Annotated in this window: 24 protein-coding genes; 11 read left to right on the top strand and 13 right to left on the bottom strand. The window is 68.8% G+C overall.

Features of this window, described 5'->3' with window-relative positions:
• Positions 1-9 precede the first annotated feature (9 nt).
• The 3 genes from AWC03_RS08840 to AWC03_RS08830 all read right to left on the bottom strand — a co-directional run bounded on the left by AWC03_RS08840 (position 10) and on the right by AWC03_RS08830 (position 4,503).
• Complete coding sequence (locus AWC03_RS08840) at positions 10-1,668, bottom strand: HAD-IIB family hydrolase (RefSeq protein ID WP_085240124.1); 1,659 nt, start codon at positions 1,666-1,668, stop codon at positions 10-12.
• 169 nt (positions 1,669-1,837) lie between these two features.
• Complete coding sequence (locus AWC03_RS08835) at positions 1,838-3,235, bottom strand: wax ester/triacylglycerol synthase family O-acyltransferase (RefSeq protein WP_085240123.1); 1,398 nt, start codon at positions 3,233-3,235, stop codon at positions 1,838-1,840.
• Between the two features lie 17 nt (positions 3,236-3,252).
• Positions 3,253-4,503 carry an alpha/beta hydrolase family protein gene (locus AWC03_RS08830; RefSeq protein ID WP_085240122.1) on the bottom strand — a complete coding sequence of 417 codons (1,251 nt, stop codon included), beginning with the start codon at positions 4,501-4,503 and terminating at the stop codon, positions 3,253-3,255.
• 210 nt (positions 4,504-4,713) lie between these two features.
• On the opposite strand from AWC03_RS08830, the gene AWC03_RS08825 reads away from it, so the two are divergent.
• A complete protein-coding gene (locus tag AWC03_RS08825; RefSeq protein ID WP_085240121.1) occupies positions 4,714-4,983 on the top strand; it encodes a hypothetical protein in 270 nt (89 codons plus the stop codon).
• Positions 4,984-5,007: 24 nt separating this feature from the next.
• Here AWC03_RS08825 and AWC03_RS08820 read toward each other — a convergent pair whose 3' ends face one another.
• Together AWC03_RS08820 and AWC03_RS08815 are read right to left on the bottom strand one after the other, a co-directional pair.
• The gene (locus AWC03_RS08820; RefSeq protein ID WP_085240120.1) at positions 5,008-7,809 is read right to left on the bottom strand and encodes an AMP-binding protein; all 2,802 of its coding nucleotides are present in this window, start codon (positions 7,807-7,809) and stop codon (positions 5,008-5,010) included.
• Between the two features lie 157 nt (positions 7,810-7,966).
• Positions 7,967-8,950, bottom strand: coding sequence for a GNAT family N-acetyltransferase (locus AWC03_RS08815; RefSeq protein WP_085240119.1), 984 nt, complete (start codon positions 8,948-8,950; stop codon positions 7,967-7,969).
• Positions 8,951-9,278: 328 nt separating this feature from the next.
• Between AWC03_RS08815 and AWC03_RS08810 the strand changes: the two genes are divergently transcribed.
• Positions 9,279-9,542, top strand: coding sequence for a hypothetical protein (locus AWC03_RS08810; RefSeq protein WP_085240118.1), 264 nt, complete (start codon positions 9,279-9,281; stop codon positions 9,540-9,542).
• A 156-nt stretch (positions 9,543-9,698) separates the two neighbouring features.
• Entirely contained in the window at positions 9,699-11,540 is a 1,842-nt protein-coding gene (locus AWC03_RS08805; RefSeq protein ID WP_085240117.1) for an AMP-dependent synthetase/ligase, read from the top strand.
• A 34-nt stretch (positions 11,541-11,574) separates the two neighbouring features.
• Here the strand turns inward: AWC03_RS08805 and AWC03_RS08800 are convergent, their stop codons facing one another.
• Entirely contained in the window at positions 11,575-12,603 is a 1,029-nt protein-coding gene (locus AWC03_RS08800) for a YncE family protein (RefSeq protein ID WP_158089959.1), read from the bottom strand.
• Positions 12,604-12,811: 208 nt separating this feature from the next.
• Here AWC03_RS08800 and AWC03_RS08795 point away from each other — a divergent pair, with 208 nt between their 5' ends.
• Both AWC03_RS08795 and AWC03_RS08790 read left to right on the top strand, forming a co-directional pair.
• Complete coding sequence (locus tag AWC03_RS08795) at positions 12,812-13,936, top strand: Rv2629 family ribosome hibernation factor (RefSeq protein ID WP_085240115.1); 1,125 nt, start codon at positions 12,812-12,814, stop codon at positions 13,934-13,936.
• A gap of 10 nt (positions 13,937-13,946) precedes the next feature.
• On the top strand, positions 13,947-15,266 hold the full coding sequence (locus AWC03_RS08790; RefSeq protein WP_085240114.1) for an alpha/beta family hydrolase: 1,320 nt from the start codon (positions 13,947-13,949) through the stop codon (positions 15,264-15,266).
• 85 nt (positions 15,267-15,351) lie between these two features.
• On the opposite strand, the gene AWC03_RS08785 is transcribed toward AWC03_RS08790, so the two are convergent.
• Both AWC03_RS08785 and AWC03_RS08780 read right to left on the bottom strand, forming a co-directional pair.
• Positions 15,352-16,155 (bottom strand): ribosome hibernation promotion factor, encoded by an 804-nt coding sequence (locus tag AWC03_RS08785; protein ID WP_085240113.1) that lies wholly within the window; start codon positions 16,153-16,155, stop codon positions 15,352-15,354.
• A 27-nt stretch (positions 16,156-16,182) separates the two neighbouring features.
• The gene (locus tag AWC03_RS08780; protein ID WP_085240112.1) at positions 16,183-16,464 is read right to left on the bottom strand and encodes a DUF1876 domain-containing protein; all 282 of its coding nucleotides are present in this window, start codon (positions 16,462-16,464) and stop codon (positions 16,183-16,185) included.
• 243 nt (positions 16,465-16,707) lie between these two features.
• Between AWC03_RS08780 and AWC03_RS08775 the strand changes: the two genes are divergently transcribed.
• Positions 16,708-17,355, top strand: coding sequence for a TetR/AcrR family transcriptional regulator (locus AWC03_RS08775; protein WP_085240111.1), 648 nt, complete (start codon positions 16,708-16,710; stop codon positions 17,353-17,355).
• Here AWC03_RS08775 and AWC03_RS08770 read toward each other — a convergent pair.
• The 5 genes from AWC03_RS08770 to AWC03_RS08750 are packed head-to-tail and all read right to left on the bottom strand — an operon-like array spanning position 17,343 to position 21,394.
• Positions 17,343-18,572, bottom strand: a complete 1,230-nt coding sequence (locus AWC03_RS08770) for a lyase family protein (RefSeq protein WP_085240110.1) — start codon at positions 18,570-18,572, stop codon at positions 17,343-17,345. The two genes, AWC03_RS08775 and AWC03_RS08770, sit on opposite strands and share 13 nt — an antisense overlap.
• Entirely contained in the window at positions 18,569-19,132 is a 564-nt protein-coding gene (gene pcaG / locus AWC03_RS08765) for a protocatechuate 3,4-dioxygenase subunit alpha (RefSeq protein WP_085240109.1), read from the bottom strand. The genes AWC03_RS08770 and pcaG overlap by 4 nt, the downstream gene beginning before the upstream one ends.
• Positions 19,125-19,880, bottom strand: coding sequence for a protocatechuate 3,4-dioxygenase subunit beta (pcaH, locus tag AWC03_RS08760; RefSeq protein WP_085240108.1), 756 nt, complete (start codon positions 19,878-19,880; stop codon positions 19,125-19,127). The genes pcaG and pcaH overlap by 8 nt, the downstream gene beginning before the upstream one ends.
• 60 nt (positions 19,881-19,940) lie before the next feature.
• Positions 19,941-20,426 (bottom strand): hemerythrin domain-containing protein, encoded by a 486-nt coding sequence (locus AWC03_RS08755; protein ID WP_085240107.1) that lies wholly within the window; start codon positions 20,424-20,426, stop codon positions 19,941-19,943.
• Positions 20,423-21,394: a Rieske (2Fe-2S) protein gene (locus AWC03_RS08750; protein ID WP_085240106.1), complete on the bottom strand. Its 972-nt coding sequence runs from the start codon at positions 21,392-21,394 to the stop codon at positions 20,423-20,425. The genes AWC03_RS08755 and AWC03_RS08750 overlap by 4 nt, the downstream gene beginning before the upstream one ends.
• A 377-nt stretch (positions 21,395-21,771) precedes the next feature.
• Here AWC03_RS08750 and AWC03_RS08745 point away from each other — a divergent pair, with 377 nt between their 5' ends.
• From AWC03_RS08745 to phtC, 5 genes are read left to right on the top strand one after another with little or no spacing between them, the layout of a single operon-like run.
• On the top strand, positions 21,772-23,070 hold the full coding sequence (locus tag AWC03_RS08745; RefSeq protein WP_085240175.1) for an aromatic ring-hydroxylating dioxygenase subunit alpha: 1,299 nt from the start codon (positions 21,772-21,774) through the stop codon (positions 23,068-23,070).
• Positions 23,067-23,606, top strand: a complete 540-nt coding sequence (locus AWC03_RS08740; RefSeq protein WP_085240105.1) for a 3-phenylpropionate/cinnamic acid dioxygenase subunit beta — start codon at positions 23,067-23,069, stop codon at positions 23,604-23,606. The genes AWC03_RS08745 and AWC03_RS08740 overlap by 4 nt, the downstream gene beginning before the upstream one ends.
• Positions 23,603-23,866 (top strand): dihydrodiol dehydrogenase, encoded by a 264-nt coding sequence (locus AWC03_RS08735; RefSeq protein ID WP_141659286.1) that lies wholly within the window; start codon positions 23,603-23,605, stop codon positions 23,864-23,866. The genes AWC03_RS08740 and AWC03_RS08735 overlap by 4 nt, the downstream gene beginning before the upstream one ends.
• Complete coding sequence (hcaB, locus tag AWC03_RS08730) at positions 23,863-24,657, top strand: 3-(cis-5,6-dihydroxycyclohexa-1,3-dien-1-yl)propanoate dehydrogenase (protein ID WP_085240104.1); 795 nt, start codon at positions 23,863-23,865, stop codon at positions 24,655-24,657. The genes AWC03_RS08735 and hcaB overlap by 4 nt, the downstream gene beginning before the upstream one ends.
• Positions 24,654-25,376: a 3,4-dihydroxyphthalate decarboxylase gene (gene phtC, locus AWC03_RS08725; RefSeq protein ID WP_085240103.1), complete on the top strand. Its 723-nt coding sequence runs from the start codon at positions 24,654-24,656 to the stop codon at positions 25,374-25,376. Before hcaB ends, phtC begins: the two co-directional genes overlap by 4 nt.
• The last annotated feature ends 4 nt before the right edge of the window (positions 25,377-25,380 follow it).

Below are 25,380 nucleotides of genomic sequence, written 5' to 3'. Positions count from 1 at the left end.
GCACCGGGCTCAGTGGCGTTCTTGCCAAGGCAGGTAACGCTTCTCGACCGCTTCCACCAGTTGTTGGCGTATGCGTTCCAGGTCGGCGGCGCGACGGGCTTCCAGGTCGTCCTCCCAGGCCGCCACCCGCGCCGCGAGCTCCTTGTCGGCGATGGTGCCTTCCAGCCAGTGGGAGAAGTCGCCCCGTTCAAGATGGTATTCGAGCGCTTGTTGGTCGAGGTGCCGCAACGCAACGGTGAAGTCGTGCATCGTTGCGGCCGGTGCGATCGGCAGACCGTCGGTGCTGTGGAAGTAGAACCGCCGCTCCGCCGGAAGGTGGATATCGGCGTATTTGTGGCGGTGCCGGACGTGCCTGGTGTGGCGTTCCCCGATGGTGAATTCGCGGGGTGGCCCCGAGCCGAATCGGATGGTGGCCCGGCGCCGCGAGGCGAGGTCTGTAGCGGTGTCGGACCTGGTGAGCGTCAGCACGACGTCGCTGCTGTCGGCCTCGTGGGCGGGCAACGACGCCGGGACGAACGAGCACAGGACGTAGCCGCCGCGGCGCGCCCAATGCGCTTCCTCTCCGATGCCCAGGAGGTGGGCCTCGTCGTAGACCACCCAGTGCGGGAAGCCGTAGTGTTCGCGGTGCGCCTCAGCGGTCGCCCGAAGTCGGTGCACGTAGTCGGTCTTGCCCGGCTCGGCCAGTCCGGACAGATCGACCACCATGCCGGAATTGGGCCGCAGGGCGTCGACCAACTCGGCGGGTTCGGGCAGGTGATGACCGGCGTCGACGACCTGCACATGGCCGAGTTGCTGCAGCTGCAGGTGATCCCCCTCGGGGTCGATGACGAGAACGCAGTAGCCGGCCGAGATCCATCGCTCCGCCATCAGGCCGACGAGGTAGCTCTTTCCCGACGCGGCCGGCCCGGTGACCAGGATCCGTGCCTGGCTCCCCGGCAATCTGGTGGGGGTTGCGTCCTCGAACGCTCCGATCTCGAGCCAGTGGCGCGACGGGCAGAACCGTTCCGCCCCAGAGAGATATGGGCTGTTCAGCAGCCCGGCCACACCGGCCGCACCCGGCTCGTCCAGCACCACGTCGGCGGATCGCCGAAGCGACGAGACGGCGTTGGCGACCGCCGCACCGACCTCGGCCACACCGAGCAACGACAGATCGTTTTCCGCGTCGCCCACCGCCACCGTGTTGTGTGGCGACAGGTTCATGGTTTCCAGGAGCGCGGTCAAGCCGGTGCCCTTGGTGATCCCCGCCGGCAACACCATCAGGGCGGCGCGATTTCGGATCAGCTGGTAGTCCATTTCCAGCTCACCGATCACCTCACCGACGGCCGCAACGTGCTCACCGTCGACGGCCACCAGCACCTGGCCCCGCCGGAACGGGATCCCCCGCTCGGTGAGCGCTTTGTCCAGCTCCGGACCCACCGCAGGTGCGAGCGCCCTGGCCTCCCCGTCGAACGACACCACGGCGCCGTTCTCGAGCACCAGCGCGTCGACGTGGCCGGCCAACTGGGGGAACTCGGCGTGCAATTCGGCCCCGATGCGGCCGGTGACGACCACGATCGCCAAGCCATCGCTGCGCGCCCGGTCGATCGCCCGCAGGACCTCCGGGTCCAGTTTGCCGCCCGACGTGAGGGTGCCGTCGAAGTCGGCTGCGACCACCTTGAAAAACGCCACAGCCCCGCCCATCTGTATTCGCCGGTTTGCAATCCGAATGTTTCGTGCCGGGGCATCGGATCTTCCGATGCCATGCTGAACGTATGGCCCGTCGCCTGTAACCTTCTAGGGCCGTTCGTCCCCGTTCGGCCTCGACGAATGGCCCGGGCGCATCACGGTGCCGCCGCGGTCAGGCGGCCCCCAGGGCATCCTCCAGCTCGGCCAGCGACTGCTCGGTCAGAGGTACCAGCGTCTCGATATCGGGCACCACGTCGCGGCCGGCGGCGAAGCCGAAGCCGACCCGGTCGGCGTATGAGCACGTCGTGATGTTGAGCCCGTGGCCGTCGTAGACCGTCGAAACCGGATACATTTCCTCGATTCGCGCGCCGTTCCAATACATTTCCGCAGCCGGGCCGCGGACGTGCGAGATCGGCAGGTTGTACCCGGTCCGGATCTTCGGCGCGAACGGCAGCAGCGGGCCGATCGCCGTGGTCGCGATGCTTCCGGCGTTCGTCAGCAGTGACGCCGCCGCTCCCCGTTTGGCCACCCAGCGCTTTCCCTCCGACATTGATCGGTGGATCGCGTTCAGTCGGGCCAGCGGGTCGTCCAGGTCGGTGCCCAGCGGGCACATCCAGAGCCCGAACCTGTTGGCATGCCGATCGTCTGGCATTTCCTGCTCGCGCTCGCGCACCGTGATGGGGCAGGCCGCCACCAGCGACCGCTTGGGCAGCTCCCCCCTGTCCCGTAACCAGCGGCGGACAACCCCGGCGGCCATCGCGGTCAGGACGTCGTTGACGGTCACGCCGGCCGCCTGCCGCACGGCGTGGATGCGGTCGTTTGCCCAGCTGCCCGCGGCGACCGCACGCTCGGGGCCGAGGCGGCCGTTGAACCGGGTGTAGGGCGCCCCCAGGGGCAACGCGGTGGTGTGCCCGACCAGGGCGTCCAGCACGGTGGCGATCTCGCCGGTGGCCACCCGCCCGACCAGCCCCGCACCCGAGGCGGCGGCGCCGGTGAGCGACCGTATCGGCGACAGCAACCGGGAGATCAGCCCGCCCGTCGCCGTCGACCCCGTGGGCTCGCCGCGGGAGTCGGCGTAAAACGGTGGCATCGAGCGCCGATCCGGGTTGTCGCTCAGCGCATCGGTGATCATTCGGAAGCCGGCCACCCCGTCGACGACGGTGTGATGCACCTTGATGTAAAAGGCGAACCGGCCCCTGTCGAGGCCGTCGATCAGATACGACATCCACATCGGCCGTGCGGGGTCGAGGCCGAGCGCGTCCAACTCGCCGATCAGCCGCCACAGACCTTGACCGGAAACCGTGCGCCGCTGGCAATGCCGGCTCACGTCGACCGGATCCATGTGCCGCCAGACCCACATGCCACCGGTGTCGACACCGCGATGCGGGTACTTGCGCAGTCGCGGATCGATCGAACCGTTGCCGGCCAGTGTCGTTCGATGCAGCTCGTCGACGTAGTCGGGCCCGGCGTCGCCGGGCGGCGAAAGGATCAGCACGGCACCGACGTGCATCGGGTTGGACACCCATTCCGCGGTCATCATCGCCGCGTCGAGCGGATCCAGCAGATTCATCGCCGAACCTCTCGCGGTTAAGCGGGGCGGTCGCGCTGGTCGACGGCGCTGTTCAACAGACCCGACTGCTGCAACGCCGCTTCGACGAACCGCTGCACCGGTCGCGCGCGGAAGAATCCGGTGTGCCCGCCGCGGTACCACACGATTTCGGGTTTGCCCCAGTGTTCCCAGAGGCGGATGACCTGCTCCCGGGGATGCACCACCTGATCGGCGACGCCCGCGTAGATGAAGCGGCCGGGCATCGGCACGAGCGGCGCCAGTGACAGGGGCGACGTCATCCGTCCGATGGGCTCGGCGAGTTCGATCGTCTGCCGGCGGGGATCGCCGGGGGCGAGCCCGGAGTGCCGGCTCAGCAGGCCGACCAGGTCTGCGACCGGGACACCGAGGATTGCGCACGTCAGCCCGGGTTCGAGGCTGGCAACCAGCGCGGTGATGTAGCCACCCAGCGACAAACCGTTCAGCCCGATCTGCGATTCGGGCTCTTGCCGGCGTATCCAGGACAGCAACCGCCGGATGTCCCATACCGCCTGCCCGGTCGCGTGCACGTCGTCGAGGACGTCCTCCCCGGGAAAGACCGCGCCTTTCGGGAGGCCCCTGGCGCGCGGGCCGTGCATCGGCAGGACCGGCATGACGACGTTCAAACCGAGATCTTCGTGCAACCGCCAGGACCGGAACAGAGCGAGATCCAAAGCGGCTCGGCCCATTTCAGTTCCGTGGATGCACACCAACCACGGCCGTGGTTGCGGATGGCGAAGCAGCAGGGCGTATTCGCGGTTGTTTGCGGTGTAGCTCATCCACCGGTCCGCGCCCGGTTCGCCCGGCCGGGGCAGGTATCCGCTGTCGAAGGACATGCGGTAGTAGGAACGCTTGCCCTTTTTGACCTTTCGCACGGTGACGTCCGAAAGCGGCGGCGGGGCACCGAAGAATCTCTTGGGGTTGTCGAGCCATCCACGGTCGCCGTAGAACTTCAGCCCCGCGACCACCTCGCTGGTGATCCGTTCGAACTCCTCGGGGCGGCTGACCGGGCGTCGCGCCTTCAGGCCCAGCAGGACGACCTCGTCGCGAAACGCCTGTGCCGCCAGGGCGAGGGTGGGCCGCGCGATCGGAAGCTCGTCGGGCCCCTGGCTGAGGTAGTCGCGCCATGACTCGGCGACGTACCGACCGGTGCTGGTGAACGGTTTGACGGCGCTGCCCAAGCCGACGCCCCCGGGCGCGTTCAAAGGCAACGGGCCGCGCCGGGGAGCTCCGCCGTTGGTCGATACCGCCATGATGGCAAGTTAGCAGGCGCGCAAATCGGCGTGTTAGGGACTTACGGCCCGGTCACGGCCGCGAAAGTCCTTGGAAGGCAGACCGACGGCACGCGCACCGGCCGGGGTCATCTGACCGGGCGCGAAGGGTCTTTCGTCTCTCGCGCCGGGCGCCCGGGCCTCGCAACGTCGGACCCGCACATGCAGCTATGACCTAAGGAGTGGGGAATCATGCCAGAGGCACCGCAAAAGACCGAGCCGCGCTGGGCCGAGCTCTCCGACGACGTGCTGGAATCGGTCGAGAACGGCCGCAAGCAAGCGATCGAGGCGGTCCGCAAGTTCGTCGACCAGATCAGTCCGGTGCTGCCCGAACAGTCACGACGCAAGACCGTCGTCGACGCCGCCCTGGACCTGGCCGACGAGTTGGTCACCGCGCGCATCGAGTTCTTCCGGAACGTGATCCGAAGCGCCGGTCAGGCCGTCAGCAAGCACGGCGAGTAAAACCTCGACGCCACGGCTGTCCGGTCATTCGACGTCCGGCTCCCCGGACAGCCGCAGGACGGCCTCTCGCACGGCGCGCTGTAATTCGACGGCCGCCGTCCAGCTGTTCCCGGAGGGGTTGATCGGCTCTCCGACGGTGATGTCGATGGCCCCGCGTCGCGGGAAGTGGTGCTCTGGACGAAGTACGGTCCGGGTCCCGCGAATAGCCACCGGGGCGACAGGCACCCCGGTTTGGGCGGCCACCACGAAGGCACCCATGTGAAACGGCCGCAAGCCGGGTGCGCGGGCCAGGCGGCCTTCGGGGAAGATGACGAGCGATTGGCCGGCACGCACCAGGCCGGCCAGCCGGTCCGCGTCCGCGACGCCGTGTTCGCGCTCGTGGCGCTCGACGAACTGGTGGCCCAGCCGCCTCAGCACGAATCCGTTGATCCCTTGGTGCTCAAGCACTTCGGCGGCGACGAACAGAAACGACTGCGGCATGACGGCAGCCAGCGCCAACGGATCGATCCAGCTGGGGTGGTTGGCCACCGCGATAGACGTGCCCGAGGGAAGGTGGTCGAGGCCGTGCACGGTGATCGCGGTTCCCGTGAGACGGGCCAGCAGCCGGACCGCGGCCCGCGCCACCCGCCACCGCCACCGCGCGCGTGGGAGCACCAGCAATAAAACCGCGACCGACAACCCGAGGATTGTGTACACCGCCCACGCGTAGCCGGCGAAGGCCACGTCCCCCGCCGCGCGCCGGGCGCGGCGCAGCGACGGTGCCGCGCCGCGGAAGCGGAGCCGGGCCAATTCCCACCACAGCGCGCGCGGTCGCGCGCCGATCTTGCCGGCCTGATAGAGGGTCCGGCTGGCAGACCGCCGGATCTTGCCGCTGGATGTCTTCAGAACCGTGCGCGGCGGCGCCAGCACCACATCGTCGGGCGCCACCCCCAGCAGATCGACTGTGGTTGCCACGATTTCGGAGCGTAACGCGGCGCGTGCGTCGTCTCGGAGCACCCGCGTCTCGGCCATGACGACGAGTCGCTCGGGGCCACCGGAGGGATCGGGCGAGGCGAACACCGCCACGCAGCCCTTGCGGACCCCCTTGATGTCACCCACCGCTTCTTCCAGTTCCGCGGGGTGCAAGTTGCGTCCGGCCCGGATGATCATGTCCTTGATCCGGCCGGTCACGTAGACGTCGGCTTCGACCGTGTACCCGAGATCGCCGGTGTCGAGCCAGTCGTCGCGGAACAGCGCACGCGTCGCCGCCGGGTTGTTGAAGTAGCCCGCGGTCGCCGACGGTCCGCGAAACTCGATGCGGCCTTCGCGGCGATCACCCAATTCGTTGCCGGCGGCGTCGACGATGCGGATTTCATGTCCCGGCAGGGGCCGGCCGCAGGCGACGAATCGGAGGTCGCGCTCCCCGGGCCTGGCGGGCTCGGCCTGTCCGGACCTTGCGAAAACATCTCGTCGAATCCGGTCGATCACCGGACCGCGGCCCAACGGCGGGAACGCCAGCCCCACCGACGACTCCGCCAGCCCATACACCGGGGTGATCGCTTCCCTGCGAAAGCCATACGGGGCGAAGCGATCACCGAAGCGCTCGATGGTGTCAGCGCTCACCGGCTCGGCGCCGTTGTAGGCCAAACGCCAGCTGCTGAGGTCCAGTCCCTCGATCTCGTCGTCGCGAATCTTCGAGAGGCAGAGTTCGTAGGCGAAGTTCGGGCCTGCCGACATGGTGGCGCGGTTGGCATGAATCGCCCAGAGCCAGCGCGACGGGCGGATCAGGAAGGCCTGCGGGCTCATCACCACCAGCGGCACACCGAAGTACATGCAACCGAGCCACGCACCGATCAGGCCCATGTCGTGGTAGAGCGGCAGCCAGCTGACGAACGTGTCCGATCCGGTCGCCCCGGCGGCCTGACCCATCACCCGGATGTTGGCGAGCAGGTTGCGGTGCGTCAGTGCGACCCCTTTGGGCTGCCCGGTGCTGCCGGAGGTGTACTGCAACAGCGCGAGGTCCTCGGACCGCGGCCGGGGAAGGGGTGGTGTCGCGCCTTCGCCTGCGCGCGTGAGGGATTCGGGGACGACGACATGACGCAGGCTTTCGACATTCGAGCGCAGCAGGTGACCGAGGGTGACGGCCTCGGGGACCGTGACGAGCATCGTGGCACGGGCGTTGCTGAGAATGCCGGCGGTGCGGCGCAGGTGATCCGGGAGTTGGGAGGGGCGCGCCGGTGGATAGACCGGGACGGGCACGGCACCGACGAGGACCACGCCGGCGAAGGTCACGAAATACGCCCGAGAGGTGGGCAACATGATGGCGACCGCTTCGCCCGGCACCACATCGTGTGCGACCAGCCCGGCGGCTACGGCGGCCGCCTCCCGATGCAGGGCGCCATAGCTCATGTCGGAGTTGTTGGCGGGGTCGCCGGCGTCGTCGAGGATGCGGAGGTGGATCCGGTCGGGCGTGGCGCCGACGTGCCAGTTGAGCATGTCGTTGAGGCTCTGCGCGGACTCCGGCGTCGAGGCGGGCGGCGCGGTGGCCGGCAGCGAAACGACACCGCGGCCCGTTCGCACCGCCGGGCGGCCGTGCGCCAGGGCCGGGTTGAGGGCCGCCACCAGGTCGCGCGGTGTCTCCGCGCTGGCCAGGATATGGGGCGGCAGCGCCACCCCGAATTTGTCCTGGACACGCGACAACAATTCCGCCAGCTCCAGGCTGCCGATGCCGAGCGCGTCGAAAGGGCTGTCAAGCGTCACCCGAGGCGGCGCGGCCTGCGGGTGAACCTCCTCGACGAGACCGCGCACCAAGGCCAGAACCGGAGAAGCACAGTCTTGGGTCGCCATCGGTCACGAAGCGGCTGGGGATCCAGAAACGCATTCGATGAGCGACTCCATGGCACAACTCCTCGAACTGGCGAACAAGTCCTCATGGTGCGGGCGTACCCGGCTCTTCGGTAAGGGCGCAAAGCCATCAAAGCACGGGGCGTTTGTCACTCGCGGTCTAGTCGAATGCGTGGATCACCTGGCGGGCCACCTGCCGCATCTGCTGATACGTGGCGCGATCGAGTGGCAGATCGCGGAAACGCGGGATCTCCCCCGTCGTGGTGACCACGCCCGGTTCCTCGCGCGCCCAGCAGGCGTGCACCTTGTCGCCCAACGCGCGCGCGGGCGGATTGTCGGCCAGCACGCGGGCATGGAACCGCTTGATGCCGTCGACGCGCGCCGCGACCGCCAGCGCGCAGAGCAGCAGCGTGCCGATTCCGCGCCCCTGGTAACCGTCGGCCACGGTGAGCGCGACCTCCGCCGAGACGGGATCGTCCTGATCACGGATGAACCGGGCGTCGGCGACGACCGGACCCGCCACGCCGTCGGTGACCACCCAGACGAAGTGGTCGACATAGTCGACCTCGAACAGATAGGTCAGCCGGGCATCGGTCGGAGTGCCGCCTTGGTAGCGCCGGTACAGGGTCTCCCGGGAGAAGGAACCACTGCTCTTGAATCGCTCGGCGTCACCGGGTAGGACGGGGCGCAGCGACAGCACGGCGCCGTCGCTGGTCGGCACCGGGATGGGGGAGATGTAGGCGGCCAGCCGTTGCCGGGCGGTGCGCAGCATCCGGTCGGCGACTGCCGGCATGGCGAGCATGCAGTCGAAGGCGGCGCTGTATCCGATGTAGCCCCACACGTCGTCCCGCGCCGTCACGGTTGCCGTGCGGGTCGCGTGGCGCAGCAGCGCGATCTCGCCGACGATCGTCGTGGCCGTCATCTCGGTGGTGGTGACGCGCGCCTTCGGGCCGACATGCCTGACCACGACGGAACCGGACGCGATGATCGCGAACGACTCGGCCCGCTCTCCTTGGCGCATCAAGACCTCGCCGGCGGCGGCGCGCAGGGGCTCGAGCAGGGCGGCCAACACCGCGAGTTCCTCGGCCGGGATGTCGGCGAACACGGGCAGGTCCGCCAGTTCCTGGGTGCTGACCACCCTCACGCCGGCCCGCCTGCCCGCCCCGGAATCCGGCCCGAATCACGCCCCGATTGCGAATCCATTGCTAATACGGTCATTTCGCCGATTTCGGAATCCAGGGCCCTTGAAACAAGTAACGTGGCGATACACCATCCCCGATGTACGGTACGCGACCGGCACCGCCATCGCCGGAGAAGTAAGTAGGTGACCGCAGTGACAAAAGACCCTGTCGGACTGGGACTTCGGCAGGCCGGAAGTAAGACCAAAGCCTTTCGGTAATCGTGCTCTTGTCCTCTACGGCCGGACCTTCGGGACTGGTCAGATGGATCGTTAAGGCTGATGGGGAGGGATCATGAATACAGCGAAGTGGCGGCAGCATTGGCCCCAGCGTAAGCCGACAGCCGCGATTTATCAGCTGACCGATCGCCTCCACGAGGGACATGTCGCCCGGGTGCCCGCCAATCAGATTCCCGAGACCGTGTCCGCCTGGCTGGCCGAACTCGGTGCCCACAGCCCGTTGGTCGACGACCTCGAGCGCGCCGTCCGAGGCGGCGACTGGTCCACGGCGCATGCCCTCGGCGAGTGCCTGTCCATCGAAATAGCCCCGGCCGACTGACGCCCAACGCCCGGCCGGGCGCGGTCGCCGGGGACGTTCGCCGCTCCCCGACGTGACTTTCGTCTCTATCGCCGGACCGCCACCCCCCCGCAGGATCGAGTGGTATGCCGGTGCGTCACGCCATCGGTATCCGTTCGGGAACAATGGATTCGAGTTATGAAAGCACCTTTCGCCTCAACGGAGAGGCCTGATTTCCGCAAGATCGAGGACCGCGCGCCGTCGGTGGCACAGATGTTCGTCAACCGCGTCGCCGCCAGCCCGCAAGCGGAGGCGTTTCGCTACCCGCAGGACCACACGTGGGCAAGCGTGACCTGGCAGCAGGTCGGCGAACGCGTCAACAATCTCGCCGCGGGGCTGATCTCGCTGGGGATCGAGCACGAGGACCGGGTCGCGCTCGCGTCCGCGACGCGTTACGAGTGGGTGCTCGTCGACTTCGCGATCATGTGCGCCGGCGCCGCGACCACCACCGTGTACCCGACGACGAACGCCGGCGATGTCGCCTACATCGTCGCCAACTCCGGCAGCCGGGTGGTGGTCGCCGAAAACCAGACCCAGCTGGACAAGCTGCTCGAGCACCGGGCCGAACTCCCCGACGTGCGCAAGGTCGTCATGATCGACGGCAACGGCGACGGCGGTGACTGGGTGATCTCCCTTGCCGATCTGGATCTGTTGGGCAAGCAACTGCTCGCGGACTCCCCCGACGCCGTCAACGAGCGGATCGCCGCCGTCGGCCCCGAACAGCTGGCCAGCCTCATCTACACCTCCGGCACCACCGGGCGCCCCAAGGGTGTGCGGCTGACGCACGGGGCTTGGACCTACACCGCGGCGGCCATCGATTCGCTGGGCATCCTCGGCCCCGACGACCTGAACTTCCTCTGGCTGCCGCTGGCACACGCGTTCGGCAAGGTGATGCTGGCGCTGCCCCTGCAGGTCGGTTTCCCCACGGCCGTCGACGGGCGTGTCGAGAGGATCATCGACAACCTCGCGGCCCTGCACCCGACCATCATGGGTGCGGCACCGCGCATCTTCGAGAAGGCGCACGCGCGCATCCAGGACATGGCGGCCGAGCAGGGCAGGCTCAAGAAGATTGTCTTCGATTGGGCGATCGGGGTCGGCCTGAAGGTGTCCAAAGCCCGGCAGGCCGGGAAGAATCCCTCGCTGGCGTCGTCACTGTCCTACAAGGTCGCCGACCGGCTGGTGCTCTCCACGATCCGGGAGCGGTTCGGCGGGCGCCTGCGGTTCTTCGTCTCCGCGGCCGCGGCGCTCGACCGCGACGTCGCGCAGTGGTTCGACGCGGTGGGCATCATCGTGCTCGAAGGCTACGGGCTGACCGAGACCGCCGCCGCATCGTTCATCAACCGGCCCAACGCATATCGCTTCGGGACGGTCGGCCGACCGTTCCCGGCCACCGACGTCAAGATCGCCGACGACGGCGAGATCTTGCTCAAGGGCCCGGGTCTGATGACCGCCTACCACGAGCTGCCGGACGCCACGGCCGAGGCGCTCGACGGGGACGGCTGGTTCCACACCGGTGACATCGGGCAGATCGACGCCGACGGGTTCCTGCGGATCACCGACCGCAAGAAGGACATGTTCAAGACCTCGCAGGGCAAGTACGTGGCGCCCTCAGCGATCGACGCGCGGTTCAAAGGCTCGTGCCCGTACGTGAGCGAGATCGTCGTCTATGGCGAGGGCAAGCCATATTGTGTCGCTCTGGTCAGCCTGGACACTGAGGCGATCACCGACTGGGCCAACAAAAACGGTCTGGCGGGCAAGTCGTTCGCCGAGATCGCGCGTGACGACAAGACACAGGAGCTGATCGCCGGGTACATCGACGCCTTGAACGCCGAGCTGAATCGCTGGGAACAGATCAAGAAGTTCACCATCGCCGACCGCGAATTCACCGTGGAGTCGGGCGATCTGACGCCCAGCATGAAGCTCAAGCGCAAGGTGGTCATCGAGAAATTCGCCGACCGCCTCAACGCGCTCTACGAGTGAACGGCGTCTTTCGCTCTCGCCCCGGCCGGGCAGGCTACGGCTGGACCGACAAGACGGTGACGGTTCCCGACCAGTAGTCGCCGACATAGAGCCGGTCGCCGTCGGCGCTCACCGCCAACGCTTCGGGATGACCGCCGACATCGATGGTGTCGGTCACGCATTGGGCGATGGTGTCGACGATCGACACGCTGCGCTCACCGAAGTTGCTCACGTAGGCGTATTTGCCGCTCGGGCTGATCCGTACACAGCGCGGCAGGTCCGCGGCCGGCATCCGCTCCGCTTCGCCGGTGACCGTGTCGACCACCGACAACGAACCGCTGCTCACCACGTACGCCCGCAAACCGTCCGGCGTGATTTGCACCTCAATCGGCTTGTCCCCCAATGGGATCAACTTGACCTCGAAGGACGCGAGGTCGATCGCCGAGACGCAGGAACGGTCATAGTGCGTCGCGTACGCCATCGACCCGCCGATGGTGATCGTGTCGGGCGCGCCGATCAGTCCGACGGTATGGCGCACCACATCGGTCGCGGCGTCGATGACGGCGAGCGAGCCGGCGTCGTATTGGTGGTAGTGATCGCTGCGTCGGCACAGCCCCACGTACAGGCGTTGGCGTCCGGAGTCTGCCACCAGGCTGGTGACGGCGCGGCCGTCGAACCCGGCCACGGGGGCGCCGAGGGCGGTCCCCTCGCCGAGCACCCACACTCGCCCGCGATTGGCGGCATTGCCGGCCGCATAGATCAAGGCCCCGTCCGGGGTGTCGACCTGCTGCACGCAGCACGCGCCGGGAATGACACCGACGCGGTGGTCGGATATGTCGATCACCGACACCGAGCCGCCGTGGTTGGCGGTGTACAGCCGGCTTCCGTCGGCGCCGATGGTCAGTGCCCGCGGGTGCCCGCCGGCCGGGATAACGCTGAGGATCTCGTAGTGGCTGCCGATGAATGCCACCGAGTCGCTCAGCGCTGCGTAGGCGACCGAATTGCCCGGGTTTGCGGTGAGGTCGTGCAGTCGGTCGTCGAATGTCACCCGTGCGATGACGGATCCCCCGGTTCGTCGTTCCACCCATCCCATCGTTGGCAAGCCGGCGGCGGCGAAGTAGGGAAGAAAGTCCTCTAAACCACCGCCGAGGTCCGCGAGGCGGGCGAGTCTCGCGCGCCGCGAGCCTGGGACCTTAGACCCGCAGCCGAGGGCCAACGACTCTCGTGGCGTCGCCGTCGTGATCCATACGGTGGGACGAACCGCAATGACGACGCAAGCAGTGGAGGATGGAATGCACTCAGATCGCCTGAAATTGTTGGCGAAGGCGCAAGGTCCGTTCGCCTCAGTGTACTTCGACGACTCCCACGACACTCTGGACGCCGCCGAGCAGCTCGAAGTGAAATGGGGCGACATCCGCAGGCAACTCGAGGACATGGGCGCGGACGCGAAGGTCCTGGGCATGCTCGAGCAAGCCGTGCTGCACCATCGGCCCGCCGTCGGTCGGCGGGGCCGCGCCGTGATCGCGACGAACGATCAGGTCCTGGTCGACGAGCAGCTGATCACCCCGCCGGCGGCCACGGTGGTGCGCCTTTCGGATTACCCGTACCTCGTGCCGTTGATCGGTATGCAGGTGCAGCACCCGACGTACGTGTTCGCCGCGGTCGACCACACCGGAGCGGACATCAGCCTCCATCAGGGCGACGCCGTCACCTCGAAGACCGTCGACGGCGGTGGGTATCCGGTACACAAGCCGGTCACGGCCGGCTGGAACGGGTACGGCGACCTCCAGCACACCACCGAGGAGGCGATCCGGATGAACTGCCGCGCGGTCGCCGACGAGCTCACTCGGATGGTGGACGAGGCGGACCCCGAGGTGGTGTTCCTCTGCGGGCAGGTGCGTTCGCTCGCGGACGTGACGGCCGAGCTGCCGGAGCGGGTGGCCGCGCGGGTCGTGCAGCTGCACGCCGCGGCCCGCAAGACCGGTATCGATCAGAACGAAATCAGCGAACTGACCGCCGCGGAGTTCGAACGCCGTCGCAGCGCCGAAACGACCAGCGCCGCCGAGCGATTCGAAGCCGAACAGGGGCGCGGCTCCGGGCTGGCGGCCGGCGGCCTGGCCGCCGTGTGCGCGGCGCTGCGCGACGGGAACGTCGACACGCTGATCGTCGGCGACCTGGGCGACGCCACCGTGGTCACCGGCAAGGCGCTGACGACGATCGCTCCCGATGCCGACGCGCTGTCCGACCTCGGCGAACCGGTGGAACGGGTGGCCAGGGCCGACGAGGCTTTGCCGTTCTGCGCCGTCGCGGTCGGCGCTTCCCTGGTGCGGGCCGACCACCGGATCGCCCCCGAGGCCGGGGCCGGCGCGTTGCTGCGGTATGCCGCGACCGACAGGCTCGCCGGTCGACGACCCTAGGGAGCAAACCATGAGGCGATTCATCGACCGCGCCGACGCCGGGCGCCAATTGGGCGCACGGATGGGATACCTGCGCGGGCAGGATGTGGTGGTGCTCGGCCTGCCGCGCGGCGGAGTTCCGGTGGCCTTCGAGGTCGCCAAGGCGCTGCAAGCCCCCCTGGATGTGCTCCTGGTGCGCAAGCTGGGAGTGCCCTACCACCGGGAACTCGCTTTCGGCGCCGTCGGAGATGGCGGGGTGCGTGTATTCAGCGACGCCGTGGTCCGCGAGGCGCGGCTCACCCACCAGGAAATGGCTGCGGTCGAGGCCCAGGAGCTGGCCGAGCTGCAACGCCGGTCGGAACGCTTCCGCGGCGCGCGCCAACCGGTTCCGCTGCGCGGACGGATCGCGCTGATCGTCGACGACGGGATCGCGACCGGCGCCACCGCACAGGCCGCCTGCCAGGTGGCCCGTGCCGAGGGGGCCGGCAAGGTGGTGTTGGCCGTCCCCATCGCGGCAACCGAGACCGCCCAGCAGTTCGCTCGATACGCCGACGAGGTGGTATGCCTGGAAACGCCGGTGCCCTATCTCGCCGTCGGCCAGGGATACCGCCACTTCCCGCAGACCTCCGATGACGAGGTCGTCGCCCTGCTCGAGAGCGCGCGCGACGGTTTCGGGGTGGTCGCCGCCGACACCGACGATCCGCCGCTGCGCGACGAGGAGATCTGGGTGCCGACCGGATCTGTTGCGGTGGCCGGGCACCTGACCATTCCCGAGCACCCGAAGGGTGTCGTGGTATTCGCCCACGGCAGCGGCAGCAGCAGGCACAGCCCGCGTAACCGCTTTGTCGCCGAGGTGCTCAACAACGCCGGCTTCGCCACGGTGCTCTTCGACTTGCTCACCCCCAAAGAAGAGCGCAACCGCGCCAAGGTATTCGACATCGCGCTGCTCGCCAGTCGCCTGATCGACGTCACGGGCTGGCTGGCAGCGCAGCCCGATACCGCCGCATTGCCGGTCGGTTACTTCGGCGCCAGCACCGGAGCGGGCGCGGCGCTCACCGCGGCCGCCCATCCCGGGGTCAAGGTGGCGGCGGTCGTCTCGCGCGGCGGCCGGCCCGACCTGGCCGGCGACGCCCTGCGCCACGTCGACTCCCCGACCCTGCTGATCGTGGGGGGACGCGACGAAATGGTGCTGGCGCTCAACCGGCAGGCCCAAGCGGCGATCCCGGTCGAGTGTGAGGTCGCTGTGGTGCCGGGCGCCACCCACCTCTTCGAAGAAGAGGGCGCCCTCGCCCGGGCGGCTGTGCTCGCCCGCGACTGGTTCACCGACCACCTCCCGCAGCTGGAGCACTGAATCCGTTCACAGCCCGAAGGTTTGGGGCGGCGGTCCCGGACGGGGGGATGCCGGGACCGCCGCGGATTCAGTTGGTCTGTCGGTGTCAGCCGGCCGGTGTGATCAGGCCGTAGTGTCCGTCGTAGCGGTGATACAGCACGCTGCCACGGTCACGGGCGGCGTCGACGAAGAACAGGAAGGGCAGGCCGAGCAACCCGATTCGCTCGATGGCCTGCTCGACATCCAGCCGAGGCGCCGGCTGCGGACTGACGGTCAGCGGCAAATTCAAGGGCGCCAACTCGTCGCCGGCGGTCGGATCGACCTGCGCCAGGCGGTATTCGGTCGGCCCGCCGCGATAGATCACGCTGTCCTGCCGTGTGACCTCCTCGGTGAAGAGGTGGAAGTCGTAGTCGAGCTGTTCCATCTCGTACGCGGCCTCTTCGACCGTGCAGGTCGGCAGGCTGTATGACTTGTGCCGCATGATGCGGCGTTCGCTTTCCGGCCTCGGGTAGTACTTCGGCCGGTTCGTCGGGTCGCTTTCGTGCCGCCATTCATGCGGACCGCGGCGGGGCACACCGCCCCGTTTGGCCTCCCAGTGCTCGGCGGCGCGCTCCAGTTGGCGGCGCAGTCGCGCCTCGAGCCGATCGATCGCCTCCCGCGCGGTGGTGCCCTCGACCTGCGCACGCACCGGCCGGCCGTTGACGTCGAGGTTCGCCTGAGCGATCACCCGGCGAGCCACGGCGGGGTCGCCGTGCTCACTCAGTCTGACGTGGGCGTCCAGCACCGGTTCGTGGGTGAGAGGGCCGAGGTCGCCGATCTTGGTGCGCGCGTAGTCCTCGGCACCGGGCAGTTGACCGTGCGTCGTTACCCGGACCTCGAAGGTGGCCGGCAAATCGGGGCGTTGTCTCATAATGACTTTCGTCTTCCGTCGCGTCGCTCAGTGATGCAGACCCGTGACGGGTTCGTGCGTACTGGCCTGAATATCGGTAGAGGTGGCGGCGAACAGCTGATTCGCCAGATCGGACAGCGCGCGGGCGATGGCCAGCTCGTCGCCGATGGCGGCCACCGGCGGGTCGGCCGGGTCGAGTCGCGCCAGGCCGATACCCACGAGCGTCTTACCCGCCCAGGACAGTCGTGCCTTGGCCCGCGTGCGCTCGTCGCGCTCTTCGACCAGCACGTCGATGTGGCATTGCTTGGTGCCGTCGTCGCTGTTCGTCATCACCAGATCTCCTCGGGTTGCCGATGGTTTCCTCGGCGCTATCGATGCGACCACTTCGCGCCTGTGCCCGAGTAGGGGCGGAAGTCCCGAATCGCCGGGCCGTTCGTCGGCGGCCCCGCGCGTTGCAGCGAGATCAGCAAATGCGCGGATGCGGGCGAAGAATGCGCCGACTTAATCGACATTATTGCTGGACTTAATCAACAGTTTCGTTCGTGTATATGGGCGTGCCCAACAGTTACGGGCGTGTCCGACCTCCCGACACAGACCAAGTACCTGCATGCCTCGCGGGGCCGCCGGTCGTCGCCGCATTCGGGCGACGACCGCGAGCAGGCGATCCTGGCCACGGCCGAGCGCCTGCTGCAGGAGCGCCCGCTCGCCGACTTTTCCGTGGACGACCTAGCAAAAGGCGCCGGGATTTCGCGCCCCACCTTCTACTTCTATTTCCGATCGAAGAACGCGGTGGTGCTGTCGCTGCTCGACCAGATGAACAGCAAGGCGCATGCGGCCCTCAGGACGCTCGGCGGCATCTCGTCCGGCGACCCCGCGGAGCTGTGGCGGGCGCGCATCGAGGCGTTCTTCGAGGTGTCGGGCTCTCACCCGGCGGTCGCCGTGGCGGGCGCCGCGGCGAAGGCGACCAATCCCGAGGTGCGGCAGTTGTGGTCGGCGCTGATGCAGCGGTGGATCTCGCTGACCACGGCGGCCATCAAGGCCGAGCGCGGTCGGGGCGCCGCCCCCGACACCATCCCGGCCGAGCAGCTGTCGGTCGCGCTCAACATGTTGAGTGAGCGGGTAATGGCCGCGACGTTCACCGCCGAGGACGAGTCGATGCCGGAGGACCGGGCGATCGACACCTTGCTGCACATCTGGTTGGCCAGCATCTACCAGCGCTGAGCGAGGGCGGCCCGGGCGCGGTCCAGGCTCTCGTCGATCAGTCGGTCGACCGCGCCGACGTAGGTCGGCGACGGCGGCTTGCCCGCCAGCTCGGCGATGGCGTCTTGCTCCCCCGAAACGTCTGCCGCGTCGAGGTTTTCGAACATCCGCTCGGCGTGCACCGCCAGCCCCGCCACAAGTTCGCCGCATTGGGATCCGGCGACGACGCTGCGCCGGGCCAGGGTGCGCAGGGCATCCCATTCAGCGTGCCAGGCGCCGTCGGGCCGCTCGTCGTTGGTCAGCGCCGCGGCGGTGTGCAGGGTGGCCGCCAGCTGGGGTGCGGACAGGGCGGCCCGGCGGATGAGGATGGACAGCACCGGGTTCCGCTTGTGCGGCATCGACGACGAACCCCCGCGGTGTGCGCCGCCCGGCTCGCTCAGTTCGCCGATCTCCGGACGGGTCAAGGTGACGACGTCCGAGGCGATCCGGCCCCAGCAGTCGGTGCAGCCGACGAACGCGTCGGCTGCCGCGGTGACCGGTGAGCGGGTGGTGTGCCACGGCGGCCGGAGGGCCAAACCCAAAGCCGTTGCGGCGCCGTGCACCAGGCCGGTGGAGACCGCGGCCGGGTCGGCGGCGGTGGTCAGCAGCGCCGCCAGCTCCGTGCTGGCGGCCAATGTGCCGGCCGCCCCGCCGATCTGGATGGGGCAGACCACCTCGGCCAACCTCTCGACGGCATCGACGGCGCCGTTGCACCAGCCGGCCGCCTTCGCCCCGAACGTGGTCGGCGCCGCGTGCTGGGTGAGGGTGCGTGCCACCATGGGCGTCCCCCGGTGCAGGGTGGCCAGGTAGGCCAGGGTCGAGATTTGACCCCTGAGCTGTGCGGCCAGCTCCCCCACGACCTCGCGCACGCCGAGCATCAGGCCGGTGTCGAGCACGTCCTGACTGGTGAGCCCCCGATGAATCCACGGTGCCACGGCCGGCGCGGCGCGCTCCCGCAGCAGGGCGACGAGGCCGATGACCGGGTTGCCGCCGGCCTCGGCGGCAACCGCCAGGGACTCACCATCGTTGGGCGTCAACAGCATTGGCAGGTCGGCGCCGGCGCACTCGGGTGGGGCCAGGCCCGCGGCGGCCAGGGCGTCCAGCCAGGCGGATTCCACCGCGACCATCGATTCCAGCAGGGCCCGGTCGGTCATGTGCTCCCCGGCCCGATGGTCTCCGGGCCACAACAGGTTGGTCATCTCCCACCGTCCCAATAGGCCAGGAACACGGTCTCGCGCGCGCCCTGCAGGTGGATGTCGAAACGGTAACCCGGGCAATCAGTTTCGGCTGCACACAGCAGGGTGGTGCGGCGTCCGGGATCGAGGCCCGCCAGCAGGGGGTCGGCGCCCAGGTCGCCGTCGGGCAGGTATGCGCGGGTGTACAGCCGGTCCAGCAGGCCCCGCGCGAACACGGTGAGGGCGAAGAACGGCGACCGGGCGGCGTTCGCAGGGCCGGGCGCGATGGTGGTGAAGCCGTACCGACCGGCGGCGTTGGTCGCACAGCGCCCCCACCCGGTGAACGTGGCGGGATCGCGGCGCAGTGAGCCGGGCCGACGGATGACACACCCGTCGGCGTCGGGCTGCCAGAGCTCGACCAGCGCGTCCGGGACGCCCTCGCCCGCGCCGTCGTAGACGGTGCCCCGCAGCCGGATGGCGTGTGGATGGTCCTGGCCGACCATTGCACAGTCGCCGGGATAGGCCAATCCGAGGTGGAGGAATGGGCCGACCGTTTGCCCTGGGGTGCAACAGGGTTCAGCCATCGTCGTCCTCGATCAGGGTCTTGCGCGCGCCGGCGAGCACGATGTCCCAGCGGTACCCGGTCGCGTACTCCGGTTCGGTGAGGTCGTGGTCGTAGCGGGCGATCAGCCGTCGACGCGCGGCGGGGTCGAGGACCGACTGAAAGATGGGGTCCAGGTCGAACAGCGGGTCGCCGGGAAAATACATCTGGGTGACCAGGCGTTGCGGGAGGGCGGTCCCGAAGACGGAGAAGTGGATGTGCGCGGGGCGCCACGCGTTGTGGTGATTGCGCCAGGCGTACGGCCCGGGCTTGATGGTGACGAAGCGGTACGAGCCGTCCGGGCCGGTCAGACACCGGCCGGCCCCGGTGAAGTTGGGGTCGAGGGGGGCGGGGTGCTGGTCGCGCTCGTGGCGATAGCGGCCGCCGGCGTTGGCTTGCCAGACCTCGAGAAGCTGTCCGGCAACGGGCTTGCCCGATCCGTCGAGCACCCGTCCGGCGACGATGATCCGCTCTCCCAGAGGTTGCCCCGGATGACCGGCCGTCAGGTCGGCCTCGAGCGGGTCCACGTCGCGGTGGCCGAAGCAGGGCGCCCAGCGTTCGACCTCTTCGGGGTCGACCGGCACCGGCGCGCGTGTGGGATGGCGCAGGGCGGTGCCGCGGTAGGGCGGGTAGTCGAGCCGGGGCTGCGCTTCCGGGCCGCGGTATTGGGCTGCGATGGCGGCGATCTCGGCCGTGATGTCACCCTGAGACGCGGCGCACTCGGGGGTCATGAGCCGTGACGCTACTCTCGCCGGCCGCGTGCGCCGCGCATATGAGCGGCGCGATTGCGGTTAGAGGGAGCGCACCAGCGCCGCGCGCCCCTTGGTCCGCATCTTGTACACGGCGGACCCACGGTACTGCTCCATTTTCGCGGCCATCTTGTTGCCGAGCTCCTCGAGCTCGGCATCGGTGATCTTGACCTCGGGGGGCGCCGGGATCAGGTCGCGCTCCTCCTCGTCGGCGTGGGCCTCCAGCACCGTCTTGAAGGAGTTCCATTCGTCCTCGTAACCCGGCGCGCTCTGCGGGGTTTTGAGCAGCACGGAAAGCTGGTCGACCACCTGACGGTGCTCGGCGTGGGCCACCGCGATCAGTTTGGTGGCCTCTTTGAGGGCCGGGTAGTACAGGTCGTCCTCGATGCGGAAGTGGATGTCGAGTTCGATCAGCATCTCGTCGAAGAGGGCATGCCGCTCCTCGCTGTTGACCGGCGCCTCGCTGACCTTGCGGCCCAGGCCCTTGAGCAGGATGTGGTGTTCTTTCAGCACGTCGTAGGCGTTCACTTGCCCTCCCCTTCTCCGATTCCCGCCGCTGCGCCGAGCGCGGGCCCGGGTTGCGATCGAACCTCGACCATTCCGTTGACCAACCTCGCCTGATAGCACGGCAGCGGGGCCGCCGCCGGGCCGCGCAGCACCTCTCCGGACTCGGCCGCGAACCACGAACCGTGCCAGGGGCATACGAGCCGGCCACGGTCGATCCAGCCGTCGGCCATGGGCGCCGCCAAGTGGGGGCACAGCTCCCCGAACGCCGCGACCTCCCCCGGCTTGGTCTGGCAGACCACCAGGCCCACCCCGTCGACCTCGACCCGCACCGGCTTGCCGTTCAGCGAGCTCGCGGGCAGCACGGGCTTCCATTCGGTGGTGCGCAGCCGCGCGCCCGACTGGTCGATGCCGACGCCGGACTCGAACACCAACGCCCCGCCGAGGTAGCTGCCCGCGACGGTGATGCCGTAACCCAGGGCGGTGAGGGCGATGCCGCGGCCGTGGCGGCCCCGGCGCCGATCCCACCACGACTGCGCGTAGAGCGCGGTGGCGGCCAGGTTCACCAGGCCGTGCACGGCGCCGACCCGGCGGTCGGCCTCATGGGTGTGCTGCCAATCGGTGACGCCGGTGACGGCGGAGCCGATGCTGGCCAGGATTCCCACGCCCAGCGCGCGGGACGCGAACTTCGACGCGTCGCGCACCTCGGTGGCGGGTTGGCCGGGCAGCAGGCTGAGTGCGTCGAGCGCGACGGTGGTACCCAGCGCGCCGCTGGTCAGCGACGCCAGCGGCGGGTGAACCGGGTGGCCGAGCCACACTCCGTGCAAGGCGTTGGTGACGGTGTTGCGGGCGCCGCCCAGGCCGTTGAAGGCGAAGCTCAACAGGTGTTCGAACCGATAGCTCGGCCGATCCAGCCACTCTTGACGCCCGATGGCGGACACCACTCGCGATCCGAGCTTTTGCAGTCGAGCATCCACTGACCGAGCGGTCATGGCACCAGCCCTCCCTCAGATACGTCGCCGATCGATGGCAACGCACGCAAAATCAAACGTTTTACCCCTTGGTTACCGCGCGCTCACATGCGCAGCGGAGCTGACGTGACCACCGTATCCCGGCCTTCCGGCCACATGATTGCCAGCAACCTGTGAATTACCACAAAGCATTCTTGTAAAAAGCTGGCCATGGATCCGGCCCGGTGACAGGCCCGGCAACGGCCGATTGACCGCGGGCGGGTGCATGCGGGATTCTATTGAGCGGAAGGTTTCTCTGCACAGCAGACACGACAGCGTGGGATGGGGGCGCCGTGACAGTCGATCGCGCCACCCGCGACGGCGTTCTCGACCCCGTCTTCGCCAGCGTCCGCGACGGCATGATCCCCGCGCACATCTACAACGACGGCGCGCTGTTCGCGCTGGAGAAAGAGCGCCTGTTCAGCCGGGCGTGGACGTTCGTGGCGCACGAATCCGAAATCCCGCAGGACGGCGACTACGTGGTGCGCCGGGTCCTCGACGACTCCTTCATCATCGGTCGCGACTCGGATGGACAGGTACGCGCCCTGTTCAATATGTGCCTGCACCGCGGCATGCAGGTGTGCCGCGCGGAGATGGGCAACGCGTCCAACTTCCGCTGCCCGTACCACGGCTGGACCTACCGCAACGACGGCCGGCTCACCGGCCTGCCGTTCCACCGCGAGGCCTATGGCGGCGCGGACGGGTTCGCCAAGGATGCCCAAAGTTTGCTGCCCGCACCGAAATTCGCGAGCTACAACGGTCTGCTGTTCATCAGCATGGACACGGGAGCCGAACCGCTCGAAGACTTCCTCGGCGACTTCAGGTTCTACCTGGACTTCTACACCAAGCAGAGCCCTGCGGGGCTGGAAGTGCGGGGCCCGCAGCGCTGGCGCATCAAGGCCAACTGGAAGATCGGCGCCGAGAACTTCGCCGGCGACATGTACCACACGCCGCACACCCACGCGTCGATCGTCGACATCGGCCTGTTTCGCGAGCCGAAGGCGCAGAAACGCAAGGACGGCGCGACGTATTGGGCGCACCGGGGCGGCGGCACCACCTACAAGCTCCCGCCGGGCGGTTTCGACGAGCGGATGCGCTATGTCGGCTACCCCGACGACATGATCGCCCGGATCAAGGACGTGTGGACGCCGCGACAGCAGCGCCTGGTCGGTGAGGACGGTTTCATGATCTCGGCGGCCACCTGCTTTCCGAACCTGAGCTTCGTGCACAACTGGCCCAAGGTGCGTGACGGTCGGGCCGACGAGACCCTGCCGTTCATCTCGATCCGGCTGTGGCAGCCGATCAGCGCGAACGAAACCGAGGTGTGCTCGTGGTTCGCGGTGGACGCCGCCGCTCCCCCACAGTACAAACAGGACTCGTACAAGGCGTACCTGATGTGTTTCGGTTCGACGGGCATGTTCGAGCAAGACGACGTGGAGAACTGGGTGTCGCTGACCACCACCGCCGGCGGTGCCATGGCCCGCCGGCTGCTGCTGAACAGCCGCATGGGCCTGCTCTCCGACGGCACGGCGGTCGTCGAGCCGCTGACCGGTGAGGCGTTCCACGGGCCGGGCCGCGCGCAGGTCGGCTACAACGAGCACAACCAGCGCGCGCTGCTGAACATGTGGGCCGACTATCTGCAGGGGAACGGCGCATGAAAAAGCCGTTGGCCTGCTTGCCGTTTCATGACCTCCGGCATCAGCAGGCCCACCAGTTCCTGGTCGACGAGGCCTACCTGCTCGATGCCCAGCGGTACGAGGAGTGGCTGCAGACGCTGACCGACGACGTCCGCTACGTGATGCCCGTGCGGGTCACCACCGCCCGGGGTGCCGGGTTCGACGCGTCACCGGTTAGGGGCCCGGGAATGGCGCACTTCGACGAGGACAAGTATTCGCTGAGCCAGCGCGTCGCCCGGATGGCCACCGAACACGCCTGGGCCGAGGACCCGCCGTCGCGGCTGCGTCACTTCGTCACCAATGTGCGCACCTTCGAGGGTGAGGACCCCGTGCACCTGTGGGTCGAATCGGCCGAGCTGCTGTTCCGCAGCCGGGGTGACGTGAACGAGAGCGCGCTGCTGTCGTGCGGCCGCGAGGACCTGCTGCGCCGTAGCGGGGACGGCTGGAAGTTGGCCCGGCGTACCATCATCGCCGACGAATCGGTGCTGCGGATGCAAAACCTGGCGGTGTTCCTGTGAGCGAGGAACTGCAGCGGCTCCTGGACGGGACGGTCGGCGAACCCCTCGTCGTCGCAAACGAATTCACCGAGGTGGTGGTGCGCCGCGTCGACACCCGCAACGGGTCGAGGTTGCTGATCAGCGCGCCGCGATCGGGGCAATGGATCACCCTGGACGCGCTGGAGGTGGAGGCCCTGACGCGGCAGAACAGTCGCACCCTGGCGGCGATGGTCGGTAATCCGCACTCCCCGCTGCTGCCGGACGAGGAGGCCCCGCGATGACGGGCTGGCTGGACGGCAAGCGGGCGCTGGTCGTCGGCGCCGGTTCCGGGATCGGCCGGGCCGCCCTCGACGCCTTCCGCGCCGAGGGCGCCAAAGTCGCTGCGCTGGAATGCGATCGCGAGAAGTGCGAGCGCCTGCGCGCGGAGTTGCCCGGCGTCCCGGTCGTGGAGGGCGACGCGGTCACCCGCGATGCCAATGAACGAGCGGTCGACGCCGCGGTCGATGCCCACGGCGGGTTGGACACCCTGGTCCACTGCGTCGGAATCTTCGACTTCTACCGGGGCATCGGCGACATCTCCGCCGACGACCTCCCCGGCGCGTTCGACGAGATGTTTCGCACCAACGTGCTGAGCCAGCTGCAGTCCGTCAAGGCGGCGCTCCCCCGGCTGCGATCCGGCACGGGACCCTCGATCATCCTGACCGCGTCCGCCTCGTCCTTCTATCCGGGGCGCGGCGGCGCGCTGTACGTGGCGTCGAAGTTCGCCGTCCGCGGCCTGGTGGCCGCCCTGGCCCACGAGCTGGCGCCGCGGATCCGGGTCAACGCGGTGGCGCCGGGCGGCACGCTGGGCACCGACCTGCGCGGGCTCGCCAGCCTGGGCCTCGAGGACGTCCGCCTGGACGACACCCCCGGTCGGGCAAAGGAGGTGGCCGCGCGCACACCGCTGAACGTCGCGCTCACCGGGGCGGACCACGCCTGGAGTTTCGTGTTCCTGGCCTCCGACCGCGCCCGCGGGATCACCGGCGAAACCGTCCGCCCCGACGGCGGATTCGGGCTGGCCGCACCGCGATGACCTCCCTCGACGAGCAACGCGCCCTGGTGGCACAGGGCTGCCGGGTGGCCGCGGCCCGCGGCCTGGTCGACGGCGTGCTCGGCCACCTGAGCCTGCGAGTCGACGACGAACACCTGCTCGTTCGCTGCCGCAGCGACACCGATGCCGGGGTGGCGTTCACCCGGCCCAGCGACATCCGGCTGATCACCTTCGACGGCGGAGCGGGCGCCGACGACGAACTCGACGGGTACCGCGTGCCCAACGAACTGCCCATCCACGTGGAGACCATGCTGGCCGATCCGGCGCACCGGGCCGTCGCGCACCTGCACCCGCCCGCCGTCGTCGCCGCCGACCTGGCCGGCATCGCGATCCGGCCGATCTACGGCGCCTACGACATTCCGGGCGCGCGGCTGGCCCGCGGAGGTGTGCCCGTCTACGAGCGTGCGGTGCTGATCCGCACGCCGGCGCTGGGCAGGCAGATGGTGGCGGCCATGCGCGGACGGCCGGTGGTGATCTGCCGCGGGCACGGGATCACCAGCGCGGCCGCCACCGTGCCGCAGGCGGTGCTGCAGGCCATCAGCGTCGACGCGCTGGCCCGAATGTCGTTGCGGGTGAAGGCTGCCGGCGGCAGCCTGCGGGACATCGACGACGCCGATTGGGACGACCTGCCCGACCTCGGGCCGTCGCTGCACACCGGCGCCGCCTGGCGTCACGAGGTGGCCCGGTTGCCGGCCGACTGAGATC

The organism is Mycobacterium europaeum, from assembly GCF_002102155.1.
GTDB lineage: Bacteria > Actinomycetota > Actinomycetes > Mycobacteriales > Mycobacteriaceae > Mycobacterium > Mycobacterium europaeum.
This window is presented reverse-complemented; position numbering and strand designations above follow the sequence as displayed.

Excerpts from the sequence above, each read along its gene's own strand:
- pcaH (WP_085240108.1), bottom strand. The coding sequence starts at position 19,880 with ATGACCCCCGAGTGCGCCGCGTCTCAGGGTGACATCACGGCCGAGATC.
- AWC03_RS08785 (WP_085240113.1), bottom strand. The coding sequence starts at position 16,155 with ATGAGACAACGCCCCGATTTGCCGGCCACCTTCGAGGTCCGGGTAACG.
- phtC (WP_085240103.1), top strand. The coding sequence starts at position 24,654 with ATGACCTCCCTCGACGAGCAACGCGCCCTGGTGGCACAGGGCTGCCGG.
- AWC03_RS08830 (WP_085240122.1), bottom strand. The coding sequence starts at position 4,503 with ATGGCGGTATCGACCAACGGCGGAGCTCCCCGGCGCGGCCCGTTGCCT.
- pcaG (WP_085240109.1), bottom strand. The coding sequence starts at position 19,132 with ATGGCTGAACCCTGTTGCACCCCAGGGCAAACGGTCGGCCCATTCCTC.
- AWC03_RS08750 (WP_085240106.1), bottom strand. The coding sequence starts at position 21,394 with ATGACCGCTCGGTCAGTGGATGCTCGACTGCAAAAGCTCGGATCGCGA.
- AWC03_RS08780 (WP_085240112.1), bottom strand. The coding sequence starts at position 16,464 with ATGACGAACAGCGACGACGGCACCAAGCAATGCCACATCGACGTGCTG.
- AWC03_RS08805 (WP_085240117.1), top strand. The coding sequence starts at position 9,699 with ATGAAAGCACCTTTCGCCTCAACGGAGAGGCCTGATTTCCGCAAGATC.
- AWC03_RS08770 (WP_085240110.1), bottom strand. The coding sequence starts at position 18,572 with ATGACCAACCTGTTGTGGCCCGGAGACCATCGGGCCGGGGAGCACATG.
- AWC03_RS08740 (WP_085240105.1), top strand. The coding sequence starts at position 23,067 with ATGAAAAAGCCGTTGGCCTGCTTGCCGTTTCATGACCTCCGGCATCAG.
- AWC03_RS08745 (WP_085240175.1), top strand. The coding sequence starts at position 21,772 with ATGATCCCCGCGCACATCTACAACGACGGCGCGCTGTTCGCGCTGGAG.
- AWC03_RS08810 (WP_085240118.1), top strand. The coding sequence starts at position 9,279 with ATGAATACAGCGAAGTGGCGGCAGCATTGGCCCCAGCGTAAGCCGACA.
- AWC03_RS08825 (WP_085240121.1), top strand. The coding sequence starts at position 4,714 with ATGCCAGAGGCACCGCAAAAGACCGAGCCGCGCTGGGCCGAGCTCTCC.
- AWC03_RS08820 (WP_085240120.1), bottom strand. The coding sequence starts at position 7,809 with ATGGCGACCCAAGACTGTGCTTCTCCGGTTCTGGCCTTGGTGCGCGGT.
- AWC03_RS08835 (WP_085240123.1), bottom strand. The coding sequence starts at position 3,235 with ATGAATCTGCTGGATCCGCTCGACGCGGCGATGATGACCGCGGAATGG.
- AWC03_RS08790 (WP_085240114.1), top strand. The coding sequence starts at position 13,947 with ATGAGGCGATTCATCGACCGCGCCGACGCCGGGCGCCAATTGGGCGCA.
- AWC03_RS08795 (WP_085240115.1), top strand. The coding sequence starts at position 12,812 with ATGCACTCAGATCGCCTGAAATTGTTGGCGAAGGCGCAAGGTCCGTTC.
- hcaB (WP_085240104.1), top strand. The coding sequence starts at position 23,863 with ATGACGGGCTGGCTGGACGGCAAGCGGGCGCTGGTCGTCGGCGCCGGT.